The sequence below is a fragment of the Paraburkholderia sprentiae WSM5005 genome (genome assembly GCF_001865575.2).
Classification (GTDB): domain Bacteria; phylum Pseudomonadota; class Gammaproteobacteria; order Burkholderiales; family Burkholderiaceae; genus Paraburkholderia; species Paraburkholderia sprentiae.
In genome coordinates, this window is the sequence record NZ_CP017561.2 from 3,117,536 (window position 1) to 3,135,577 (window position 18,042).

At 63.5% G+C, this 18,042-nt stretch carries 17 protein-coding genes and 1 tRNA gene; 10 read left to right on the forward strand and 8 right to left on the reverse strand.

Annotated elements, in window-relative coordinates; genetic code table 11:
- Window positions 1-28: 28 nt before the first annotated feature.
- From cgtA to rplU, 3 genes are all read right to left on the reverse strand, one after another.
- The gene (gene cgtA, locus BJG93_RS14170; protein ID WP_027198901.1) at window positions 29-1,150 is read right to left on the reverse strand and encodes an Obg family GTPase CgtA; all 1,122 of its coding nucleotides are present in this window, start codon (window positions 1,148-1,150) and stop codon (window positions 29-31) included.
- A gap of 219 nt (window positions 1,151-1,369) precedes the next feature.
- Entirely contained in the window at window positions 1,370-1,630 is a 261-nt protein-coding gene (gene rpmA / locus BJG93_RS14175; protein ID WP_008923994.1) for a 50S ribosomal protein L27, read from the reverse strand.
- Window positions 1,631-1,655: 25 nt separating this feature from the next.
- Entirely contained in the window at window positions 1,656-1,967 is a 312-nt protein-coding gene (gene rplU, locus BJG93_RS14180; RefSeq protein ID WP_007180329.1) for a 50S ribosomal protein L21, read from the reverse strand.
- A gap of 284 nt (window positions 1,968-2,251) precedes the next feature.
- On the opposite strand from rplU, the gene BJG93_RS14185 reads away from it, so the two are divergent.
- The 9 genes from BJG93_RS14185 to BJG93_RS14225 all read left to right on the forward strand — a co-directional run bounded on the left by BJG93_RS14185 (window position 2,252) and on the right by BJG93_RS14225 (window position 10,469).
- Window positions 2,252-3,244, forward strand: a complete 993-nt coding sequence (locus BJG93_RS14185; RefSeq protein WP_027198902.1) for a polyprenyl synthetase family protein — start codon at window positions 2,252-2,254, stop codon at window positions 3,242-3,244.
- A gap of 49 nt (window positions 3,245-3,293) precedes the next feature.
- A tRNA-Pro gene (locus BJG93_RS14190) sits at window positions 3,294-3,370 on the forward strand.
- A gap of 315 nt (window positions 3,371-3,685) precedes the next feature.
- Window positions 3,686-4,897: an HlyC/CorC family transporter gene (locus BJG93_RS14195; protein WP_027198903.1), complete on the forward strand. Its 1,212-nt coding sequence runs from the start codon at window positions 3,686-3,688 to the stop codon at window positions 4,895-4,897.
- 148 nt (window positions 4,898-5,045) lie between these two features.
- Entirely contained in the window at window positions 5,046-6,302 is a 1,257-nt protein-coding gene (locus BJG93_RS14200; protein WP_027198904.1) for a GspE/PulE family protein, read from the forward strand.
- Complete coding sequence (locus BJG93_RS14205; protein ID WP_027198905.1) at window positions 6,299-7,540, forward strand: type II secretion system F family protein; 1,242 nt, start codon at window positions 6,299-6,301, stop codon at window positions 7,538-7,540. The genes BJG93_RS14200 and BJG93_RS14205 overlap by 4 nt, the downstream gene beginning before the upstream one ends.
- Before the next feature lie 27 nt (window positions 7,541-7,567).
- Window positions 7,568-8,509, forward strand: coding sequence for a prepilin peptidase (locus BJG93_RS14210; RefSeq protein ID WP_027198906.1), 942 nt, complete (start codon window positions 7,568-7,570; stop codon window positions 8,507-8,509).
- A gap of 3 nt (window positions 8,510-8,512) precedes the next feature.
- Window positions 8,513-9,127 (forward strand): dephospho-CoA kinase, encoded by a 615-nt coding sequence (gene coaE / locus BJG93_RS14215; RefSeq protein ID WP_027198907.1) that lies wholly within the window; start codon window positions 8,513-8,515, stop codon window positions 9,125-9,127.
- 259 nt (window positions 9,128-9,386) lie between these two features.
- Window positions 9,387-10,142, forward strand: a complete 756-nt coding sequence (gene zapD, locus BJG93_RS14220; protein ID WP_027198908.1) for a cell division protein ZapD — start codon at window positions 9,387-9,389, stop codon at window positions 10,140-10,142.
- A gap of 123 nt (window positions 10,143-10,265) precedes the next feature.
- The gene (locus BJG93_RS14225) at window positions 10,266-10,469 is read left to right on the forward strand and encodes a DNA gyrase inhibitor YacG (protein WP_027198909.1); all 204 of its coding nucleotides are present in this window, start codon (window positions 10,266-10,268) and stop codon (window positions 10,467-10,469) included.
- Between the two features lie 82 nt (window positions 10,470-10,551).
- Here BJG93_RS14225 and BJG93_RS14230 read toward each other — a convergent pair whose 3' ends face one another.
- From BJG93_RS14230 to secA, 4 genes are all read right to left on the reverse strand, one after another.
- On the reverse strand, window positions 10,552-11,001 hold the full coding sequence (locus tag BJG93_RS14230; RefSeq protein ID WP_027198910.1) for an NUDIX domain-containing protein: 450 nt from the start codon (window positions 10,999-11,001) through the stop codon (window positions 10,552-10,554).
- On the reverse strand, window positions 10,998-11,867 hold the full coding sequence (locus BJG93_RS14235; RefSeq protein ID WP_027198911.1) for an ATP-binding protein: 870 nt from the start codon (window positions 11,865-11,867) through the stop codon (window positions 10,998-11,000). The genes BJG93_RS14230 and BJG93_RS14235 overlap by 4 nt, the downstream gene beginning before the upstream one ends.
- A 37-nt stretch (window positions 11,868-11,904) precedes the next feature.
- Window positions 11,905-13,146, reverse strand: coding sequence for a bifunctional glutamate N-acetyltransferase/amino-acid acetyltransferase ArgJ (gene argJ, locus BJG93_RS14240; protein WP_027198912.1), 1,242 nt, complete (start codon window positions 13,144-13,146; stop codon window positions 11,905-11,907).
- Between the two features lie 153 nt (window positions 13,147-13,299).
- Entirely contained in the window at window positions 13,300-16,116 is a 2,817-nt protein-coding gene (secA, locus tag BJG93_RS14245; RefSeq protein WP_027198913.1) for a preprotein translocase subunit SecA, read from the reverse strand.
- 286 nt (window positions 16,117-16,402) lie between these two features.
- Here secA and BJG93_RS14250 point away from each other — a divergent pair, with 286 nt between their 5' ends.
- Window positions 16,403-16,885, forward strand: coding sequence for a DciA family protein (locus tag BJG93_RS14250; protein ID WP_027198914.1), 483 nt, complete (start codon window positions 16,403-16,405; stop codon window positions 16,883-16,885).
- A 60-nt stretch (window positions 16,886-16,945) separates the two neighbouring features.
- Here BJG93_RS14250 and lpxC read toward each other — a convergent pair whose 3' ends face one another.
- Window positions 16,946-17,863 (reverse strand): UDP-3-O-acyl-N-acetylglucosamine deacetylase, encoded by a 918-nt coding sequence (gene lpxC, locus BJG93_RS14255; protein ID WP_027198915.1) that lies wholly within the window; start codon window positions 17,861-17,863, stop codon window positions 16,946-16,948.
- Window positions 17,864-18,042: the final 179 nt, after the last annotated feature.

An 18,042-nucleotide genomic window follows, 5' to 3' on the forward strand; every position in this document is an offset into this window, starting at 1 on the left:
CCGGCCGCTGCCGCCGGCGCTCGACTTGTTATTGCTGTGGATCGGTGCCGGCTTCGCCGGTCGCGGCCGGCACTTGCGTTCCTTCGCGGAAACGCACGTCGGAGGCGAGGTCTTCGGCTTCGGCCGCGCGTTGCGCGTCGGAGTGCTCGGCGAGGTAGTCGAACACCGCGTAGCAAAGATTTTCGCAACCTTGGCCAGTCAGCGCCGAGATCTCGAACACCGGACCGTCCCATCCGAAACCTTCGAGGAAAGCCGCCACACGGGCTTCGCGATCGTCCTCAGGCACCATGTCCAGCTTGTTCAGTACGAGCCAGCGCGGCTTCTGGTAAAGCTGTTCGTCGTACTTGCGCAGCTCGTTGACGATGGCCTTCGCTTCCGCGACCGGATCGATCGATTCATCGAACGGCGCAATATCGACGATGTGCAGGAGCAGACCTGTGCGCTGCAGGTGACGCAGAAACTGATGGCCGAGGCCGGCGCCTTCCGCCGCGCCTTCGATCAGCCCCGGAATGTCGGCGATCACGAAGCTGCGGCTCGGCCCCACACGCACGACGCCAAGATTCGGCGCGAGCGTGGTGAACGGGTAATCGGCGATTTTCGGCTTCGCGTTCGAGACCGACGAGATAAACGTCGATTTGCCCGCATTTGGCATACCGAGCAAACCGACGTCGGCCAGCACCTTGAGCTCAAGTCGCACCATGCGGCGCTCGCCCGGCTTGCCGTCGGTCTTCTGACGTGGCGCGCGGTTCGTGCTGGACTTGAAATGCAGGTTGCCGAGGCCGCCCGCTCCGCCTTGCGCGATTTGCACGCTCTGGTTGTGCTCCGTTAGATCGGCGATCAGCTCGCCGGTGTCCATGTCCGTGATGGTGGTGCCGACCGGCATGCGCAACGTGATGTCGTCGCCGCCCTTGCCGTAGCAATCCGAGCCGCGGCCGTTTTCGCCGTTGCGCGCCAGATGTTTTTTCGCGTAGCGGTAATCGATTAGCGTGTTGATGTTGCGGTCAGCAACCGCGATCACGCTGCCGCCCCGGCCGCCGTCACCGCCATCGGGGCCGCCGAACGGAACGAATTTCTCGCGGCGCATCGACGCGCTGCCATCCCCTCCGTCGCCGGCGATGACTTCAATCCTCGCTTCGTCAATGAACTTCATGCGTTACTCCGTCCCGTGGTGTACTGCCCGATTCGATGCAGGGGTTGATACTGATTGGATTGTGCTATTTTGCCGCGCGCGCCGCGCGCTGATCAATCGACGAACGGCATAGTCGCCCGTGACAAGCGGTTCACTGCGCGACTGCGGCGCCACAATAAAAAAGGCCCCGCGAACTTCGCGGGGCCTTTTTCCGGTCCTGAAGCCCGTGCCTGATTAAACTCAGGCTGCCGGAACGACGGAAACGGTGTGCTTCTTCGCCGCGCCCTTCGTCGAGAACTGGACGTGGCCGTCCTTCAGCGCGAACAGGGTGTGATCCTTGCCCATGCCAACGTTTTCGCCAGCGTGCATGCGCGTACCGCGCTGACGCACGATGATGCCACCAGCGTTGATAGCCTGGCCGCCGTAAACCTTAACGCCGAGGCGCTTCGATTCGGAGTCGCGGCCGTTCCGGGACGATCCGCCTGCCTTTTTGTGTGCCATTTGATTTGCTCCTTAACCGGTGCGCTTACGCGTTGATCGCGTCGATGCGCAGTTCGGTATAGTTCTGGCGGTGGCCGCCATGCTTCTGGTAGTGCTTCCGGCGACGCATCTTGAAGATCGTCACTTTGGCGTGGCGACCTTGCGACACGACGGTAGCCTTGACGGAAGCCCCGCTGACCAGCGGCGTACCGAACTTAATCGATTCGCCTTCGCCCACTGCGAGAACCTGGTCGAGCGTGATTTCAGCGTCAATGTCTGCCGGTATCTGTTCTACTTTAAGTTTTTCGCCGACGGCAACCTTGTACTGCTTGCCACCGGTTTTTATGACCGCGTACATTGAGAACCTCACTCTGTATTCATTTTTCCCACGCACCGCGCGCGGAAACCTTCGATTATACATAGAGTTAGCTACTCGGTCAAAGTCTCCTCAGCAAACCGTCTACCGTCCGGCTTCGCCGTCTCTCGCAGGCGCTCGCATGCGGTAACACGCGACGCGCGGCGCCCGCAGACGACCTTTGGCAAGCGGCCCTCGCGCCATGCGGAACGCTTGCGCGCCGCAGCCGACGACCCTGAAACGCCCCGATCGCCTTATAATTCGCGGCACTACCCAATTCAGCCATCATGTCGTCGACCGCCATCCCCTCCCCCAACGTCGCCAACCTGCTTGCTCCGATCGCCGAAGACATGCAGCAGGTCAATCGCGTCATCCGGCAACGTCTTGCGTCGGACGTGATGCTGATCAATCAGATTTCCGAGTACATCATCAGCGCCGGCGGCAAGCGGCTGCGGCCCGCGTTGCTGTTGCTGGTGGCGGGCGCGCTTGGCGATACGACGGGGCACCGGCACGAGCTGGCCGCGGTCGTCGAATTCATCCACACGGCCACGTTGCTGCATGACGACGTGGTCGACGAGTCCGACCTGCGGCGCGGTCGCCAGACCGCCAACGCGCTGTTCGGCAATGCGGCGAGCGTGCTGGTCGGCGATTTTTTGTATTCGCGCTCGTTCCAGATGATGGTCGGCGTAGGCAAGATGCGCGTGATGGAGATTCTATCGGAGGCGACCAACATCATCTCCGAAGGCGAAGTGCTGCAGTTGTTGAACATGCACGATGCGGACGTCGACGAAGCGCGGTACATGCAGGTGATCCGCTACAAGACCGCAAAGCTGTTCGAAGCGGCCGCGCAGCTCGGCGCGGTGCTGGCCGGCGCGGACGCCAAAACCGAAGCCGCCGCCGCCGAATACGGCCGCCGCATCGGTACCGCGTTCCAGATCATGGACGACTGGCTGGACTATACGGGTACGGCCGAGTCGATGGGCAAGAACGCCGGCGACGACCTTCGCGAAGGTAAACCGACGCTGCCGCTCATCTATCTGATCGAACGTGGCACGCCGGAGCAGTCGGCGCTCGCGCGCGAAGCAATCGAGCAAGGCGGCACCGACCGTTTCGATACGATTTTTGACGCGATCACCCGCTCGGGCGCCCTCGATCACACCCTCGAATGTGCGAAACAGGAAGCCCAAGCCGCCGCAGCGGCAATCTCTCCATTCCCCCATTCCATTTTCAAAGAGAGCCTGCTAGAATTATGCTCTTACTCGACGGCGAGACAGTCTTGAACGAGACAGAAGTGCCAGATTAGTCCGAGTGGAGTCAGCAGTACCGAATCGGGGTGTAGCTTAGCCTGGTAGAGCGCTACGTTCGGGACGTAGAGGCCGGAGGTTCGAATCCTCTCACCCCGACCAGATTACCCTTGTTAGCTCAAGGTTCAGAAACCGCCGCAGCATTGCTCGGCGGTTTTTTGTTTTGCGCGGTGGGTTTCGCTGCTCCACTGCTGCGCTTCGCCGCGGTCTTTGCCTTCCAGCAGCCCGTACGTCGCTGCGTCGTCTCTCTCTCGGCAGCCATCGCCACGGCGGAACGCGCAGCCCCCTCTGCTATATTCTCTCCATCCTTTCCCTCATTTTCCCCGACGCGTGGAACAACTTCCTTTATGGGCGCAGATCGGCGCTGTCCTTCTGCTGCTTGTCTGCTCCGCCTTCTTTTCCATTTCCGAAACAGCGATGATGGCGCTCAACCGTCATCGCCTCAAACATCTTGCCAGCAAGAACACGCTCGGTGCGAAGACAACCCAAGGCCTGCTGGCAAAAACCGATCAACTGCTGAGCGTGATCCTGATCGGTAATAACCTGTTCAACACGATCATTCCGGTACTGACCACATCGGTCGCATTGCATACGTTCGGCCGCAATAGCCTCGTGCTGTCGATCGCGACCGGTATCGTCGCGTTCCTCATCATCGTTTTTGCGGAAATCACGCCGAAAATCGTCGGCGCGACGTTTCCCGAGAAAATCGCGCTGCCCGCGAGCCTCCTGATCGCCCCACTGATGCGGGTCGCGAGACCGTTGATCTGGTTCGTCAACCTGTTCGCCACCGGCATCCTGCGCGTGCTGCACATCAATACCAAGGGCGCGCGCGACCAGCGGCTGTCCACCGAAGAACTGCGCACCATCGTGCTGGAGTCGGGCAGCTTCATGCCGACCAAACACCGCAGCATCCTGCTGAATCTGTTCGACCTCGAAAACATCTCCGTCGATGACGTGATGATCCCGCGCCGCCGTATCGAGGCGCTCGACTTCGACGCGCCGTTCGAACAGATCCTGCATCAACTCGAGACCTGCTATCACAACAAGCTGATCGTCTACCAGGGCGACATCGACCGCGTGCTTGGTGTATTGCACGTGCGCAAGACGCTGTCGGCGCTGCACAACCAGGAACTCGAACGCGATACGTTGCGCGAGTTGCTCGCCGAGCCGTACTTCGTGCCGAGCGGCACACCGGTGTTCCAGCAGCTGCAATATTTCCAGGAGAGCCGGCAACGGAGCGCGCTCGTCGTCAACGAGTACGGTGAACTGCAAGGTCTCGTTACGCCAGAAGACATCATCGAGGAGCTGATCGGCGAATTCACCACGTCGATTCCGCGTGGCGCCAGTTCGCGCGGCGGCTGGAACGAGGCGGGCGAATGCATCGTCGCCGGCACCATGCCGTTGCGGGAGCTGAACCGCTGGCTGCAACTCGCGCTGCCCACCGACGGGCCCAGAACCCTCAACGGCCTGATTCTCGAAATCCTCGAAGACATCCCTGACGGCGATGTCTGCGTGCGCATCGGGGACACCAAGCTCGAAGTGATGCGCAGCGACGATCAGGCGATCCGCACCGTCAAGCTGTTCAAACCGCCGTCGCGCACGAAGACCGGTAAAACGCGGTTAGGCTGAACTTCACCCCGTCGCTCGCTGATTCACGATCAGCATCGCACAGGCTCGCGACGCGCGCCATTGGCCGAATGGCCGAATGGCATTCGGACGCCCGCAACCGGAAGATGAAGCCGTCATGTTCTACAGGCGGCTCACCACCGGTCTCTCAATGCAAACACCCTTTGCCACCGCGGCCGGATTGCCGCGCCCGCTCGCTGTCGACGGCGAATCCAGCGCAACGAGTCTGAACGATCCCGACAACGCCCCCGCCGTGCGTCTGCTGTCCGACACGTTGCACGAGGCGACGCGGCGCAATGCGTCGGATATCCACATCGAACCGGCCGAGCATGGTTGGCGTATGCGGCTACGTATCGACGGCGTGCTGCATGAAATCCCGCGGCCGCCGGCGCATCTGCGCGACGCGTTCGTCACGCGTGTGAAGGTGCTCGCGCGCATGGACATCGCCGAGCGACGCGTGCCGCAGGACGGCCGCCTACGCCTCGCGACGTCGCCAGGGCGGCTCGAGGACTACCGAGTCAATTCGCTGCCGACGCTGTTCGGCGAAAAGCTGGTGATACGACGGCTCGACGCATTGCCCGCCGAACTCTCGCTCGATTCGCTCGGCCTCGATCCGGCACAGCGCGATACCGTCGACGCCGCGATCCGCGCGCCGCACGGCCTGATGCTCGTCACCGGACCGACAGGCAGCGGCAAGACGCTGTCGCTGTACTGCTTCCTGAATCTGCTGAACGGCGAGGCACGCAACCTGTGCTCAGTGGAAGACCCGGCCGAGATCCAGCTGGCCGGCATCAACCAGGTCAGCGTGCGCGAAAAAGCCGGGCTGACTTTCGCGGTCGCGCTGCGCGCATTCCTGCGTCAGGACCCGGACGTCATCATGGTCGGCGAAATCCGCGACAACGAAACCGCCGATGTCGCCGTGAAGGCCGCCCAAACCGGTCACCTCGTGCTGTCCACGCTGCATACGAACGACGCGCCCGCGGCCATCGCGCGGCTCATCGATATCGGTGTCGAGCCGTACAATCTTGCGGCCGCACTGCGGATGGTGACCGCTCAGCGCCTCGTGCGGCGATTGTGCGTCGCATGCCGCGCGCCCGCGCCGCATTCAGCGGCGGCGCTCCACGCGGCGGGCTTCGGCGAACATGAGCTCGACGGCTGGCAACCGTATGCGGCGACCGGCTGCGCGGTTTGCCACGGGATCGGCTATCGGGGGCGCGTCGGCATCCATCAGGTGATGCCTGTTTCCGACGCGATGCGCGAGCTGATCGTCGCCAGCGCGGGCGCGCACGAACTGGCACGCCTTGCCCAGACCGAACAGGTTGCGACGTTACGCGACGCGGCGCTCGCGCGTGTGCGCGACGGCACCACGAGTCTCGCCGAAGCGCTCGCCGCCACGGAGGTCGCATGAGTACCGCCGCGCTGTCACCGACACAGTCCGTCGTCGCAGCCGAGCTGCGCTTCAGATGGCGCGGCGTCGACGCGGACGGCACGCGCAAGAGCGGCACGCTGATCGCACCCGACGCGAGCGCCGCGCGCACGATGCTCAAACGCGACAACCTCTTCATCGTCGAACTGGCAACGCAAGGGCCCGCGCCACGCCCGAAGACCAGCGCGGCCGATGTCACGCTGTTCACGCGACAACTGTCCAGTCTGCTGCGTGCCGGTTTGCCGCTCGCGCCCGCGCTCGAACTGCTCGCGCAGGCACCGACGTCGGGCCAGCGGCAAGGCATGCCGCGCATCATCGGCACCGTCGCGCGTGACATCACCGCCGGCCTGCGCTTTTCGGCGGCCTTGCAGCGACACTCGGCGCAGTTCAATGCGCTGTACTGCCAGCTGGTCGAGGTGGGCGAAGCGGCAGGTGCGCTCGTCACCGTGCTCGCGCGCCTCGCCGACGATCGCGAACGCGCCGCCGCGCAGCGCGCGAAAGTGCGCGCGGCGCTCACCTATCCAGTCGCGATCCTGCTGCTCGCGGTCGCGATTACCGCGGCGTTGCTAGTGTGGGTCGTGCCGACGTTCAAGCAGATCTTCGACGGCTTCGGTGCGAAGCTGCCCGCACCGACGCAGTTCGTGCTGATGCTGTCGGCGGCCGCCGCGCGCTGGAGTGTGCCGACGTTCGTGCTGATGGTCGCAATGAGTTCGATCATCTCGTTCGTACTGCGTCGGTCGGCCAGCGCGCGCATCCGCTTCGCGCGCGTGTCGCTCAACCTGCCGGTGGCCGGCCCGCTGCTGCGCACGCTATGCGCGGCGCGCTGGAGTCGCGCGCTCGGCACGTTGCTGTCCGCCGGCACACCGCTCGCCGACGCGTTCGATTCGCTCACACAGGCGACAGGCAATGCATTCTTCGATCGCGCGACGGCAAGCATCGCCATAAGACTGCGGCGCGGCGAACGACTCGCCGCGGCGATGCGCGCGGCCGACTGCTTTCCTCCCGAGGTCGTGCAGCCCGTTGCCGTTGCCGAGGAATCCGGCGCGCTCGACAGCATGCTGCTCGATGTCGCGTCGCTTGCGGACCGCCAGGTCGACGACAGGATCGGCGCGCTATCGAGCCTGTGCGAACCGCTCGTGATCGTCGTGCTCGGCACGCTGGTCGGTGGCCTCGTCATCGCGATGTATCTTCCCATTATTCAACTCGGCAACGTGGTGTAGCATCGCAGCCGAATCCACTCCATCACCATGCAGGCTCCTCTTCCGCTCGTGTCACAAACTTCCTCCAGCCTGCTCGCCGGCTTGCTGCCGGGCCGCTTTGCCGGCGATATCGGCCTCGCGTTCGCGAGCCTGCCCGCCGGCGTGCAGGTCGCATTCGCGATCGTGCTCGGCCTCGTGATTGGCAGCGTCCTGAACGTCGTCGTGCATCGGTTACCGATCATGCTCGAGCGGGCCTGGCGCACCGAAATCAGGGAGGCCACCAACGAGCCGCAGCCCGACGACCGACTGCCGGCGCGCTACAACCTGTGGGTCCCGCGTAGCGCGTGCCCGCATTGCGGTCACGCACTGAGTGCCTGGGAAAACTTGCCGGTGCTGAGCTACCTGCTGTTGCACGGCCGTTGTTCCGCGTGCGGCACGCACATCAGCGCGCGCTATCCGCTGCTCGAAATCGCGAGCGCCGCTTTCGCGGTAGGCGCACTGACCGCGTTCGGCCCGACGCTGATGGCACTCGCCGCATTCGGCCTGTGCGCGACGTTGCTCGCGATGAGCGCGATCGACATCGACACGCATCTGCTGCCCGATTCCTTGACGCTGCCGCTGTTGTGGGCCGGCTTGATCGTCAATTTCAACGGCATGTTCACAAACCTGCATGATGCGGTGCTGGGGGCCATCTTCGGATATCTGGTGTTATGGGCTGTACATTGGGTGTTCAAGCTCGTGCGCGGCATCGAAGGCATGGGCTATGGCGACTTCAAGCTTCTCGCCGCGCTCGGCGCGTGGCTCGGCTGGCCGGCACTGCCGCAGATCGTGCTGATCGCTGCGGTGGCCGGCGCCGTGATCGGCCTCGCGGCCATGTGGCGCGGCCGTATGCGCTTCGAGGAGCCGCTGCCGTTCGGGCCGTTTCTCGCTGCGGGCGGTGCGTTCACACTGTTTGTCGGCACGCCGCTTTACCTGGCTCTGGGAGGCTGAATCATGTTCGTTGTGGGACTCACAGGCGGCATCGGTAGCGGCAAATCGACGGTGGCCGAGCTGTTCGTCGCGCGCGGCGTACCGCTCGTCGACACGGACATGATCGCGCATCGAATCACCGCGCCGGGTGGCTTGGCGATGCCGCACATCGCCGCCGAATTCGGCGCGGAGTTCGTCAACGCCGATGGCTCGCTCGATCGCACGCGCATGCGCACGCTCGCGTTCAGCGACGAAACAGCGCGCAAACGTCTCGAAGGCATCACGCATCCGTTGATTCGCGCGGAAACCGAGCGCGAAGAGCGCGAAGCGCGAGGGCCGTATGTGATCGTCGTGGTACCGTTGCTGGTCGAATCCGGGGCATGGAAGGACCGGGCGAATCGCGTGCTCACCGTCGATTGCAGCGTCGACACGCAGATCGCGCGCGTGATGAGCCGCAACGGCTTCAGCCGTGAGCAAGTGCTGGCGATCATCGCGCGCCAGGCCACGCGCGAAGCGCGCCTCGCCGCCGCTGACGACGTGATCGTCAATGACGATACGCCGCTCGAAGAACTCGAGGCGCAGGTAGACGCTCACCATCAAGCGTATCTGTCGCTTGCGAAAGGTGAAACCGAGTCATAGCGCGAGCAGCACATAGGCCGGCCATTCGCTGCAGGCTCCAAGCGCATGCGCAGCCCTGTGAAGGCGGATACGCGTCCGCGACCGCCAAGTCACCGACATTGAACTTCGCTCACACGCGGGAGCCGAACCGCTAAGAACACCGGGAAGTCACGAAAAAAGTTGCGACAGCGCGCAGAAAAAGTGCGTGATTGCTTGGGTAGTCCCACGGCATTAGAATGTTTTGCATTCCTGTCACCGACCACGCCCGAGGCGAGCCCGCTTGATCCTTTACGAGTACCCCTTCAATGAGCGAATCCGGACGCTGTTGCGGCTCGAAGATCTGTTCGAGCGCTTCACGTTCTTTCTGACTCAGGAAGATGCGAGGGAACATCACGTCGCACTGACAACGCTGTTCGAAATCTCCGAAGTGGCCGGTCGCGCGGATTTGAAGTCGGATCTGATGAAAGAGCTCGAACGGCAGCGGCAAACGCTCGCGCCGTTTCGCGGTAATCCAGGCATCGAGCAGAACGCGCTCGAAGCGGTGCTCGGCGAAATCGAACAGACCCTTGCGGGTCTCACGCAAATGCAGGGCAAGACCGGCCAGCATCTTGCAGACAACGAGTGGCTCGCGAGCATTCGCAGCCGCGCAATCATCCCCGGTGGTACCTGCAAATTCGACCTGCCCTCGTATTACGCGTGGCAACAGTTGCATCCCGATCAGCGTCGCCAGGACATCGCCAAGTGGGTGACGCCGCTTTTACCGCTGCGCGACGCGGCCACGATCGTGCTGCGGCTTGCGCGTGAGTCGGGCCAGGCGTCGAAGGTGATGGCGATGCAAGGCAGCTATCAGCAAATGCTGTCGGGCCGCTCGTATCAATTGATGCAGGTCCGCGTCGCTCCGGAATTGCGCGTGATTCCCGAAGCGAGCGCCAACAAGTACATGCTGTGGGTGCGCTTCACGGTGCAGGACGGCGATCTGCGACCACGCGCTGTCGATGTCGACGTGCCGTTCCACCTCACGCTCTGCAGTCTGTAACAGACTGTCAACCACCGCCTCATCCAGCAGCGCGCGCCGGATTTGACGGGACGCGCCTTTGAAGCGGCGCGAAATAGCCCTATATTCGTTACTTGTTCCGTTCGCGAATGATCGTCTGACCGTATGCCTACCGTCGTCAAATGCCCTACCTGCGGTAAAGATGTCCGCTGGACCTCCGAGAGCCGCTTCCGTCCTTTCTGCTCCGAGCGCTGCAAGCAGACCGATCTCGGCGCATGGGCCGCCGAAAAATACCGGATTGGCGGCAACGAACAGGAAGGGGCTTCGTCCGAAGAGGAAACGCCGCGAGGCGACTACAATCCGCACTGAGCGGCCAGTAAAAAAGCCACGCGAATCGGCGCTGCCGAGACAGCGTCCGCTATCGCGTGGCCTTTTCAGTTATTCAGTGCAATCAATCGCTGTTCTCGGCCGCGAGCCACTCCAGCACCGGGATCGTGGCCGGCAGCAACGGCGAGACATCCGCAGGCAAGCACTGCCACGCGAAGGCCTGTCCTTCACGCCCATGCGGCTCGCCCGACCACTGCGTCACCTTGCAGAAGAAGAGGCGCACATAGGCGTGCGGATAATCGTGTTCGAGCGTATGCCACAGATGGCTCGCCTCGACCTCGATTCCCAGTTCCTCCTGCAGCTCTCGCGCAAGCGCGGCCTCGACCGATTCACCCGCTTCGAGCTTGCCGCCCGGAAACTCCCAGTAGCCCTCATACGGCTTGCCCGCCGGACGTTGCGCGAGCAGGTAGCGCCCATCTGGCTGCATCAGCACGCCGACCGCGACTTCGGTGACCGGACGGTGCGCGCCGATTTTTCCGGTGTCGATGCCGGCGTTTTCGCGTGTCTCGCTCATGCCGGCGTCTTGCGGCCGGACCAGTCGCGCGCGAACTGCCATGCGACGCGCCCCGAGCGGGAGCCACGCTCGAGCGCCCAGACCAGCGCATCGCCGCGCGCCGATTCAATCTCGGCGTCGTCGCAACCGAAATGGCGCAGCCAGTGCGCGATGATCGTCAGGTAGTCGTCCTGCTTGAACGGGTAGAAGCTGACCCACAGCCCGAAACGCTCGGACAGTGAAATCTTTTCCTCGACCAGTTCGCCCGGATGAATCTCGCCGTCCGACGTGTGCTTGTATGTCTCGTTGTCGCTCATGTACTCGGGCAGCAGATGGCGGCGGTTCGACGTCGCGTAGATCAGCACATTGTCGGACTGCGCGGCGATCGAGCCGTCGAGCGCGACCTTCAGCGCCTTGTAGCCGGACTCGCCTTCTTCGAAAGACAGATCGTCGCAGAACACGATGAAGCGCTCGGGGCGCTTTGCGATCAGATCGACGATGTCGCCGAGATCGTGCAGATCGTCCTTGTCCACTTCGATCAGGCGCAGCCCGTCTTTCGCGTACGCGTTCAGACACGCCTTGATCAGCGACGACTTGCCGGTACCGCGCGCGCCTGTCAGCAGCACGTTGTTGGCCGGTTGCGCGCGCACGAACTGGCGCGTGTTCTGCTCGATCAACCCTTTCTGGCGATCGATGTTCTGCAGGTCGTCGAGCGTGATCGACGAAATGGCGGGCACCGGCTGCAGGTAGCCGCGCCCCTGGCGCTTGCGCCAGCGGAAAGCGACCGCGGCCGACCAGTCGATGTCCGGCGCGGCGGGCGGAAGCATTGCTTCCAGGCGACCGAGCACGGCTTCGGCCCGGTTCAGAAACTGTTCGAGTTTGTCCATGGTAAGTAGGCGGCCCACGGCCGTGCTGTGAACCTGATTACGAGCGGTAGTCGGCGTTGATGCTCACGTAGTCGTGCGACAGATCGCAGGTCCAGATCGTGGCTTGCGCGTTGCCGCGGCCGAGCACGACGCGGATGCCGATCTCGCTCTTTTTCATCACGCGCTGGCCGTCTTCTTCGCGGTAGGCCGGGTTGCGGCCGCCGGCGGTCGCGACCAGCACGTCGTCGAGATACAGATCGATCTTGCCGACGTCGAGATCGTCCACGCCGGCATAGCCGATGGCCGCGAGAATACGGCCGAGGTTCGGATCCGATGCATAGAAGGCCGTTTTAACGAGCGGCGAGTGGCCGATTGCGTAGGCGATCTGGCGGCATTCGCCGACGCTCGAGCCGCCTTCGACATGCACGGTCATGAATTTGGTCGCGCCTTCGCCGTCGCGCACGATCAGTTGCGCGAGGCTCTGCGCGATCCCGGTCACCGCGTCGCGCAGCGCTGCATAAGCGGGCGAATCGGTGGACGTGATCGCAGGCAGGCTCGATTTGCCCGACGCGATGAGGATGAACGAATCGTTGGTCGACGTATCGCCATCGATTGTGATGCAGTTGAACGAGCGGTCCGCGACGTGCTTCACGAGCTCGTCCAGCACCGGCTGCGCGACGGCCGCGTCGAACGCGAGAAAGCCGAGCATGGTCGCCATGTTCGGCTTGATCATGCCGGCGCCCTTGCTGATGCCGGTCAGCGTGACCGTGTGACCGTCGATGGTGACCTGGCGCGAGCTCGCCTTCGGCAGCGTGTCGGTCGTCATGATCGACTGCGCCGCGTCGTACCAGTTCGCTTCCTTGCGGTTCGCGAGCGCCGCCGGCAAACCGGCCTTCAGACGATCGACCGGCAGCGGCTCGAGAATCACACCCGTCGAGAACGGCAGCACCTGCTCGGGCGCCATGTCGGCGAGTCGCGCGAGTTCCGCGCAGGTTTCGCGCGTCGCCGCGAGGCCCGGCTCACCGGTGCCCGCGTTCGCGTTGCCGGTGTTGATCACCAGCGCGCGAATCGGTTTGCCGCCCGAACTCGCGCGCTGCAGGTTCTCGCGGCAGACCGTGACGGGCGCCGCGCAGAAGCGGTTCTGCGTGAACACGCCGCCCACCGTCGCGCCTTCGTCGACGGAAATGACCAGCACGTCCTTCCGGTTCGGCTTGCGGATATTCGCTTCCGCCCAGCCGAGCGAGACGCCCGCGATAGGGTGGAGTTGAGCGGGATCGATCGAGGGAAAGTTGACAGCCATGGTCGCGACCTGTCGAAGAAAATGCCGGCAGATGCCGGCATCGGGAAAACGGAACTGATGACCCGGGCGTGCTGCCGGGTCACCCGCGAAATCGAAACGGCCAGACGGCGCTCAAAAACGATGCGGCGCGCCCGGAAGCGCGCCGCATCGGCATCAGGCGATCTTGCCGTGGCACTGCTTGTACTTCTTGCCGCTGCCGCACGGGCATGGGTCGTTGCGGCCGACCTTCGGCACGTTCTCCGTGTTCATGTGCACGGCAGCCTGCGGCGACGCGCCGTGGCCGTGGCTCATCGCGTCGCCGATCATCGCGGCGGTGGCCGCTTCGGCCGCGACGGGCGCGGCGGCGCCGGCTTCGGCAAACTCCGCATGACGGAACTCGACGTTCTCCAGATGACCGCCCTGCTCTTCCATCTGCTCCGCAGCCGCTTCGAGCTGCTCCGGCGACTGGATCTGCACGTTCATCACGATGCGCGTGACTTCGAGCTTCACGGCGTCGAGCATCGCCGCGAACAGTTCGAACGCTTCGCGCTTGTATTCCTGCTTCGGGTTCTTTTGCGCATAGCCGCGCAGATGGATGCCCTGACGCAGGTGATCGAGCGCGGCCAGATGCTCGCGCCACGCGCGGTCGAGCGTCTGCAGCATGATCGAGCGCTCGAACGCGCTGAACGATTCGCGGCCGACCAGCTGGACCTTCGCCTCGTACCCTTCGTCCGCGGCGGCCTCGACCGCTTCGAGAATCTCTTCTACGCTGATCGAGTTCGACTCGTTGATCATTTCCTGGATCGCGAGATCGAGCTGCCATTCGTTGCGCAGCACTTCCTCGAGTTCGGGCACGTCCCACTGCTCTTCGATGCTGCCCACCGGCACGAACTGATGCACGATGTCGCTGATGACGCCATGACGCATCGCGGTGATGGTCTCGGTGATGTCGTTCGCTTCGAGCAATTCGTTGCGCTGCTGGTAGATCACCTTGCGCTGGTCGTTCGACACGTCGTCGTATTCGAGCAATTGCTTACGAATATCGAAGTTGCGCGCCTCGACCTTGCGTTGCGCCGATTCGATCGAGCGCGACACGATGCCCGCTTCGATCGCCTCGCCTTCCGGCATCTTCAGGCGGTCCATGATCGCACGCACGCGATCGCCGGCGAAAATGCGCAGCAGCGGGTCTTCCAGCGACAGATAGAAACGCGACGAACCGGGGTCGCCCTGACGGCCCGCACGGCCGCGCAACTGGTTGTCGATACGGCGCGACTCGTGACGCTCGGTGCCGATGATGTGCAGACCGCCCGCGGCCTTCACCTGATCGTGAAGCGTCTGCCATTCGTCGTGCAGCTTCTGGATGCGGCGCCGCTTGTCGTCGTCGGCGAGCGTTTCGTCCTGTTCGATGAACGACGCCTGCTTCTCCGCGTTGCCGCCGAGCACGATGTCCGTACCACGGCCGGCCATGTTCGTCGCGATGGTGATGCGTTGCGGACGGCCCGCTTCGGCGACGATCTCCGCTTCGCGCGCATGCTGCTTCGCGTTCAGCACTTCGTGCGGCAAGCCGGCCTGCTTCAGCAGATGCGACAGCAACTCCGAGTTCTCGATCGACGTCGTGCCGACCAGCACCGGCTGACCGCGTTCGAAGCAGTCGCGAATGTCGCGGATCACCGCGTCGTAGCGTTCCTTTGCGGTCTTGTAGATCTGATCCTGCTTGTCGATCCGCTTCGGCGGACGGTTGGTCGGGATCACGACCGTTTCGAGACCGTAGATCTCGTTGAATTCGTACGCTTCAGTGTCGGCCGTGCCGGTCATGCCGGCCAGCTTCGCGTACATGCGGAAGTAGTTCTGGAACGTGATCGATGCGAGCGTCTGGTTCTCGCTCTGGATCTTCACGTGCTCCTTCGCCTCGACCGCCTGGTGCAGGCCGTCCGACCAGCGGCGGCCGGCCATCAGACGGCCGGTGAATTCGTCCACGATGATGACTTCGCCGTTCTGCACGACGTAGTGCTGATCTTTGAAGAACAGCGTGTGCGCGCGCAGCGCCGCGTACACGTGGTGCATCAGCGTGATGTTCTGCGGCGCGTACAGGCTTTCGCCGTCGCCGATCAGGCCCCACTCAGAGAGCAGGCGCTCGGCCTTTTCGTGGCCCGACTCGGTCAGGAAGACCTGACGGCCTTTTTCGTCCAGCGTGTAGTCGCCCGGCTTCTCGACGCCGGTGCCGTCCGCCTTCTCTTCGCCGATCTGGCGCTCGAGCAGCGGCGGCAGTGCGTTCATGCGCACGTAGAGTTCCGTGTGATCTTCGGCCTGGCCGGAGATGATCAGCGGCGTGCGGGCTTCGTCAATCAGGATCGAGTCGACCTCGTCGACGACCGCGAAATTAAGGCTGCGCTGCACGCGCGCGTCGGTCTCATAGACCATGTTGTCGCGCAGGTAGTCGAAGCCGAATTCGTTGTTGGTGCCGTAGGTGATGTCAGCGGCGTACGCTTGCTGCTTCGCCGTATGCTCCATCTGCGACAGGTTGATACCGACCGACAGACCGAGGAAGTTATAGAGACGCGCCATCCATTCCGCATCGCGCTGCGCGAGGTAGTCATTGACCGTGACCACGTGGACGCCGCGGCCCGACAGCGCGTTCAGGTAGACCGGAAGCGTCGCAACGAGCGTCTTGCCTTCGCCGGTGCGCATTTCGCCGATCTTGCCGTAGTGCAGCGCCATACCGCCGATCAACTGCACGTCGAAATGGCGCATCTTCAGCACCCGCTTGCTGGCCTCGCGGCAGACCGCGAACGCCTCCGGTAGGATCTTGTCGAGCGACTCGCCGCTCGCGACGCGCTGGCGGAATTCACCCGTTTTGGCGCGCAGTTGGTCATCCGTCAATTGCTCGATCTGCGGCTCGAGCGCATTGATCGCCGCGACGGTCTTTTGATATTGCTTGACTAGCCGCTGATTACGGCTGCCAAAAATCTTCTGTAGAAAACCGGTGGTCATCGGATCGGTGTCTGCGTCGCGGCTTCGGCTGGCTCGCGGTATGCGCTTCGCGCATACCGCGCCTCGGTCGGAAAGTCCTCGGCGGCTTAGTCCAAGAGTGAATTCGAATCGGGCATTTTAGCACGCGCCTCCGGCTGCGCTCGTGTCCGAGCCGTCACGGCGCCGGCCTCCGCCGGCCCCGCCCGGCAACCTCCAGCGCGCCGCGGACCGGCTTCGCGAACTGCCCCGCGAGGTACAATCGCGGCGTGAGCGCGCATGGGGCGAGCTCACGCCGTCAATGCCAAACATGCGCCGTTTTTCGTCCTTTTCAAGGCCGCCGAAGCAGTTCGATCCGCGCCGCCCGCAGCCGCTTGCCGAGGTACTCGGCCGCACGGACGCGTTCGCGGCGCTGCGCGCGGGCGTCGAGCAGATCGCCGCACTCGAGAAGGATCTGCGCGAGCTGCTGCCCGATTATCTGGCGACGAGCGTCGAGCCGGGCTTCATCAAGGAGGGCGTGCTGGCCCTGTTCGCCGCGCACAATGCGCTCGCCGCGCGTCTGCGTCATCTGGAGCCGCGGCTGCTGGCGGATTTGCAGCTGCGCGGCTGGCCCGTGCAGGCGCTGAAGATTCGCGTGCGGCCGCAGCCGCTGAAGGAACCGCCGCCCGTGAAGCAGGCGCGCATGACGCCGGCCGGCGCCAACGCGCTGCAGGCGTTGAGCGAATCGCTCGCGCCATCACCGCTGCAGGAAGCGCTCGCGCGCATGGCCGCGCGGCATCGGCGCAATCGCTGAACGCTCAACAAAAACGGCCCCGCGGGGCCGTTTTTCATCTGCTTGCCAGTCGCGCCGGCGTTATGCGAACGCCGTCTGGGTTTCGTACGCGAAGCCGCGCGGGGCCTTCTGGGTGTCGTCGAAGGTGACGATTTCGTACGAGTCTTCGTGCGCGAGCAGCTCGCGCAGTAGCGCGTTGTTCAGACCGTGGCCCGACTTGTATGCGGTGTACGACGCGAGCAGCGGGTGCCCGACCACGTACAGGTCGCCGATCGCGTCGAGCATCTTGTGCTTGACGAACTCGTCCTCGTAGCGCAGGCCGTCGTTGTTCAGAATGCGGTACTCGTCGAGCACGATCGCGTTGTCCATGCTGCCGCCGCGCGCAAGGCCGAGCTCGCGCATCATTTCCACTTCATGCGCGAAGCCGAACGTGCGGGCACGCGCGATTTCGCGCACATACGACGTATTGGCGAAATCCACTTCCAGTGCCTGGCCGGTTTTGTCCACAGCGGGGTGGCGGAAGTCAATCGTGAATTTGAGCCTGAAGCCGAAATACGGATCGAGGCGCGCGAACTTGTCACCGTCGCGAATTTCGACCGGCTTCGTCACCTTGATGAATTTTTTCGGCGCGTTCTGCTCTTCGATACCTGCCGACTGGATCAGGAACACGAACGAAGCCGCGCTGCCGTCCATGATCGGGATTTCCTCGGCGGTGACATCGACGTAAAGATTGTCGATCCCGAGACCGGCGCAGGCGGACATCAGATGCTCGATGGTCGACACGCGTGCGCCGTCTTTCTGCAGTACGGAAGCCAGACGCGTATCGCCAATCGCCATCGCCGACGCGGGAATGTCCACTGGGGTGGGCAAGTCCACGCGCGAAAACACGATGCCAGTGCCCGGCGCCGCCGGACGGAGCGTCAGATTGACTTTGCGGCCGGAGTGCAACCCGATGCCGACCGTCTTGACGATCGATTTGATTGTGCGCTGCTTCAACATGGTGATCTTCTGTTCGATTGAAAATCCTAATCAGGACTTTTTATTTCATAGCGCGAAGTATACTCCAATCCCCAGACCAACGTCCTTGCAGGGAACGTATCAATCTGTTTCGCTGCATTACCCGCGGGACGCAGCGACGCAAAGCGTGTTGGGCCGATGCCCCGGAACGGAGGCGTTTC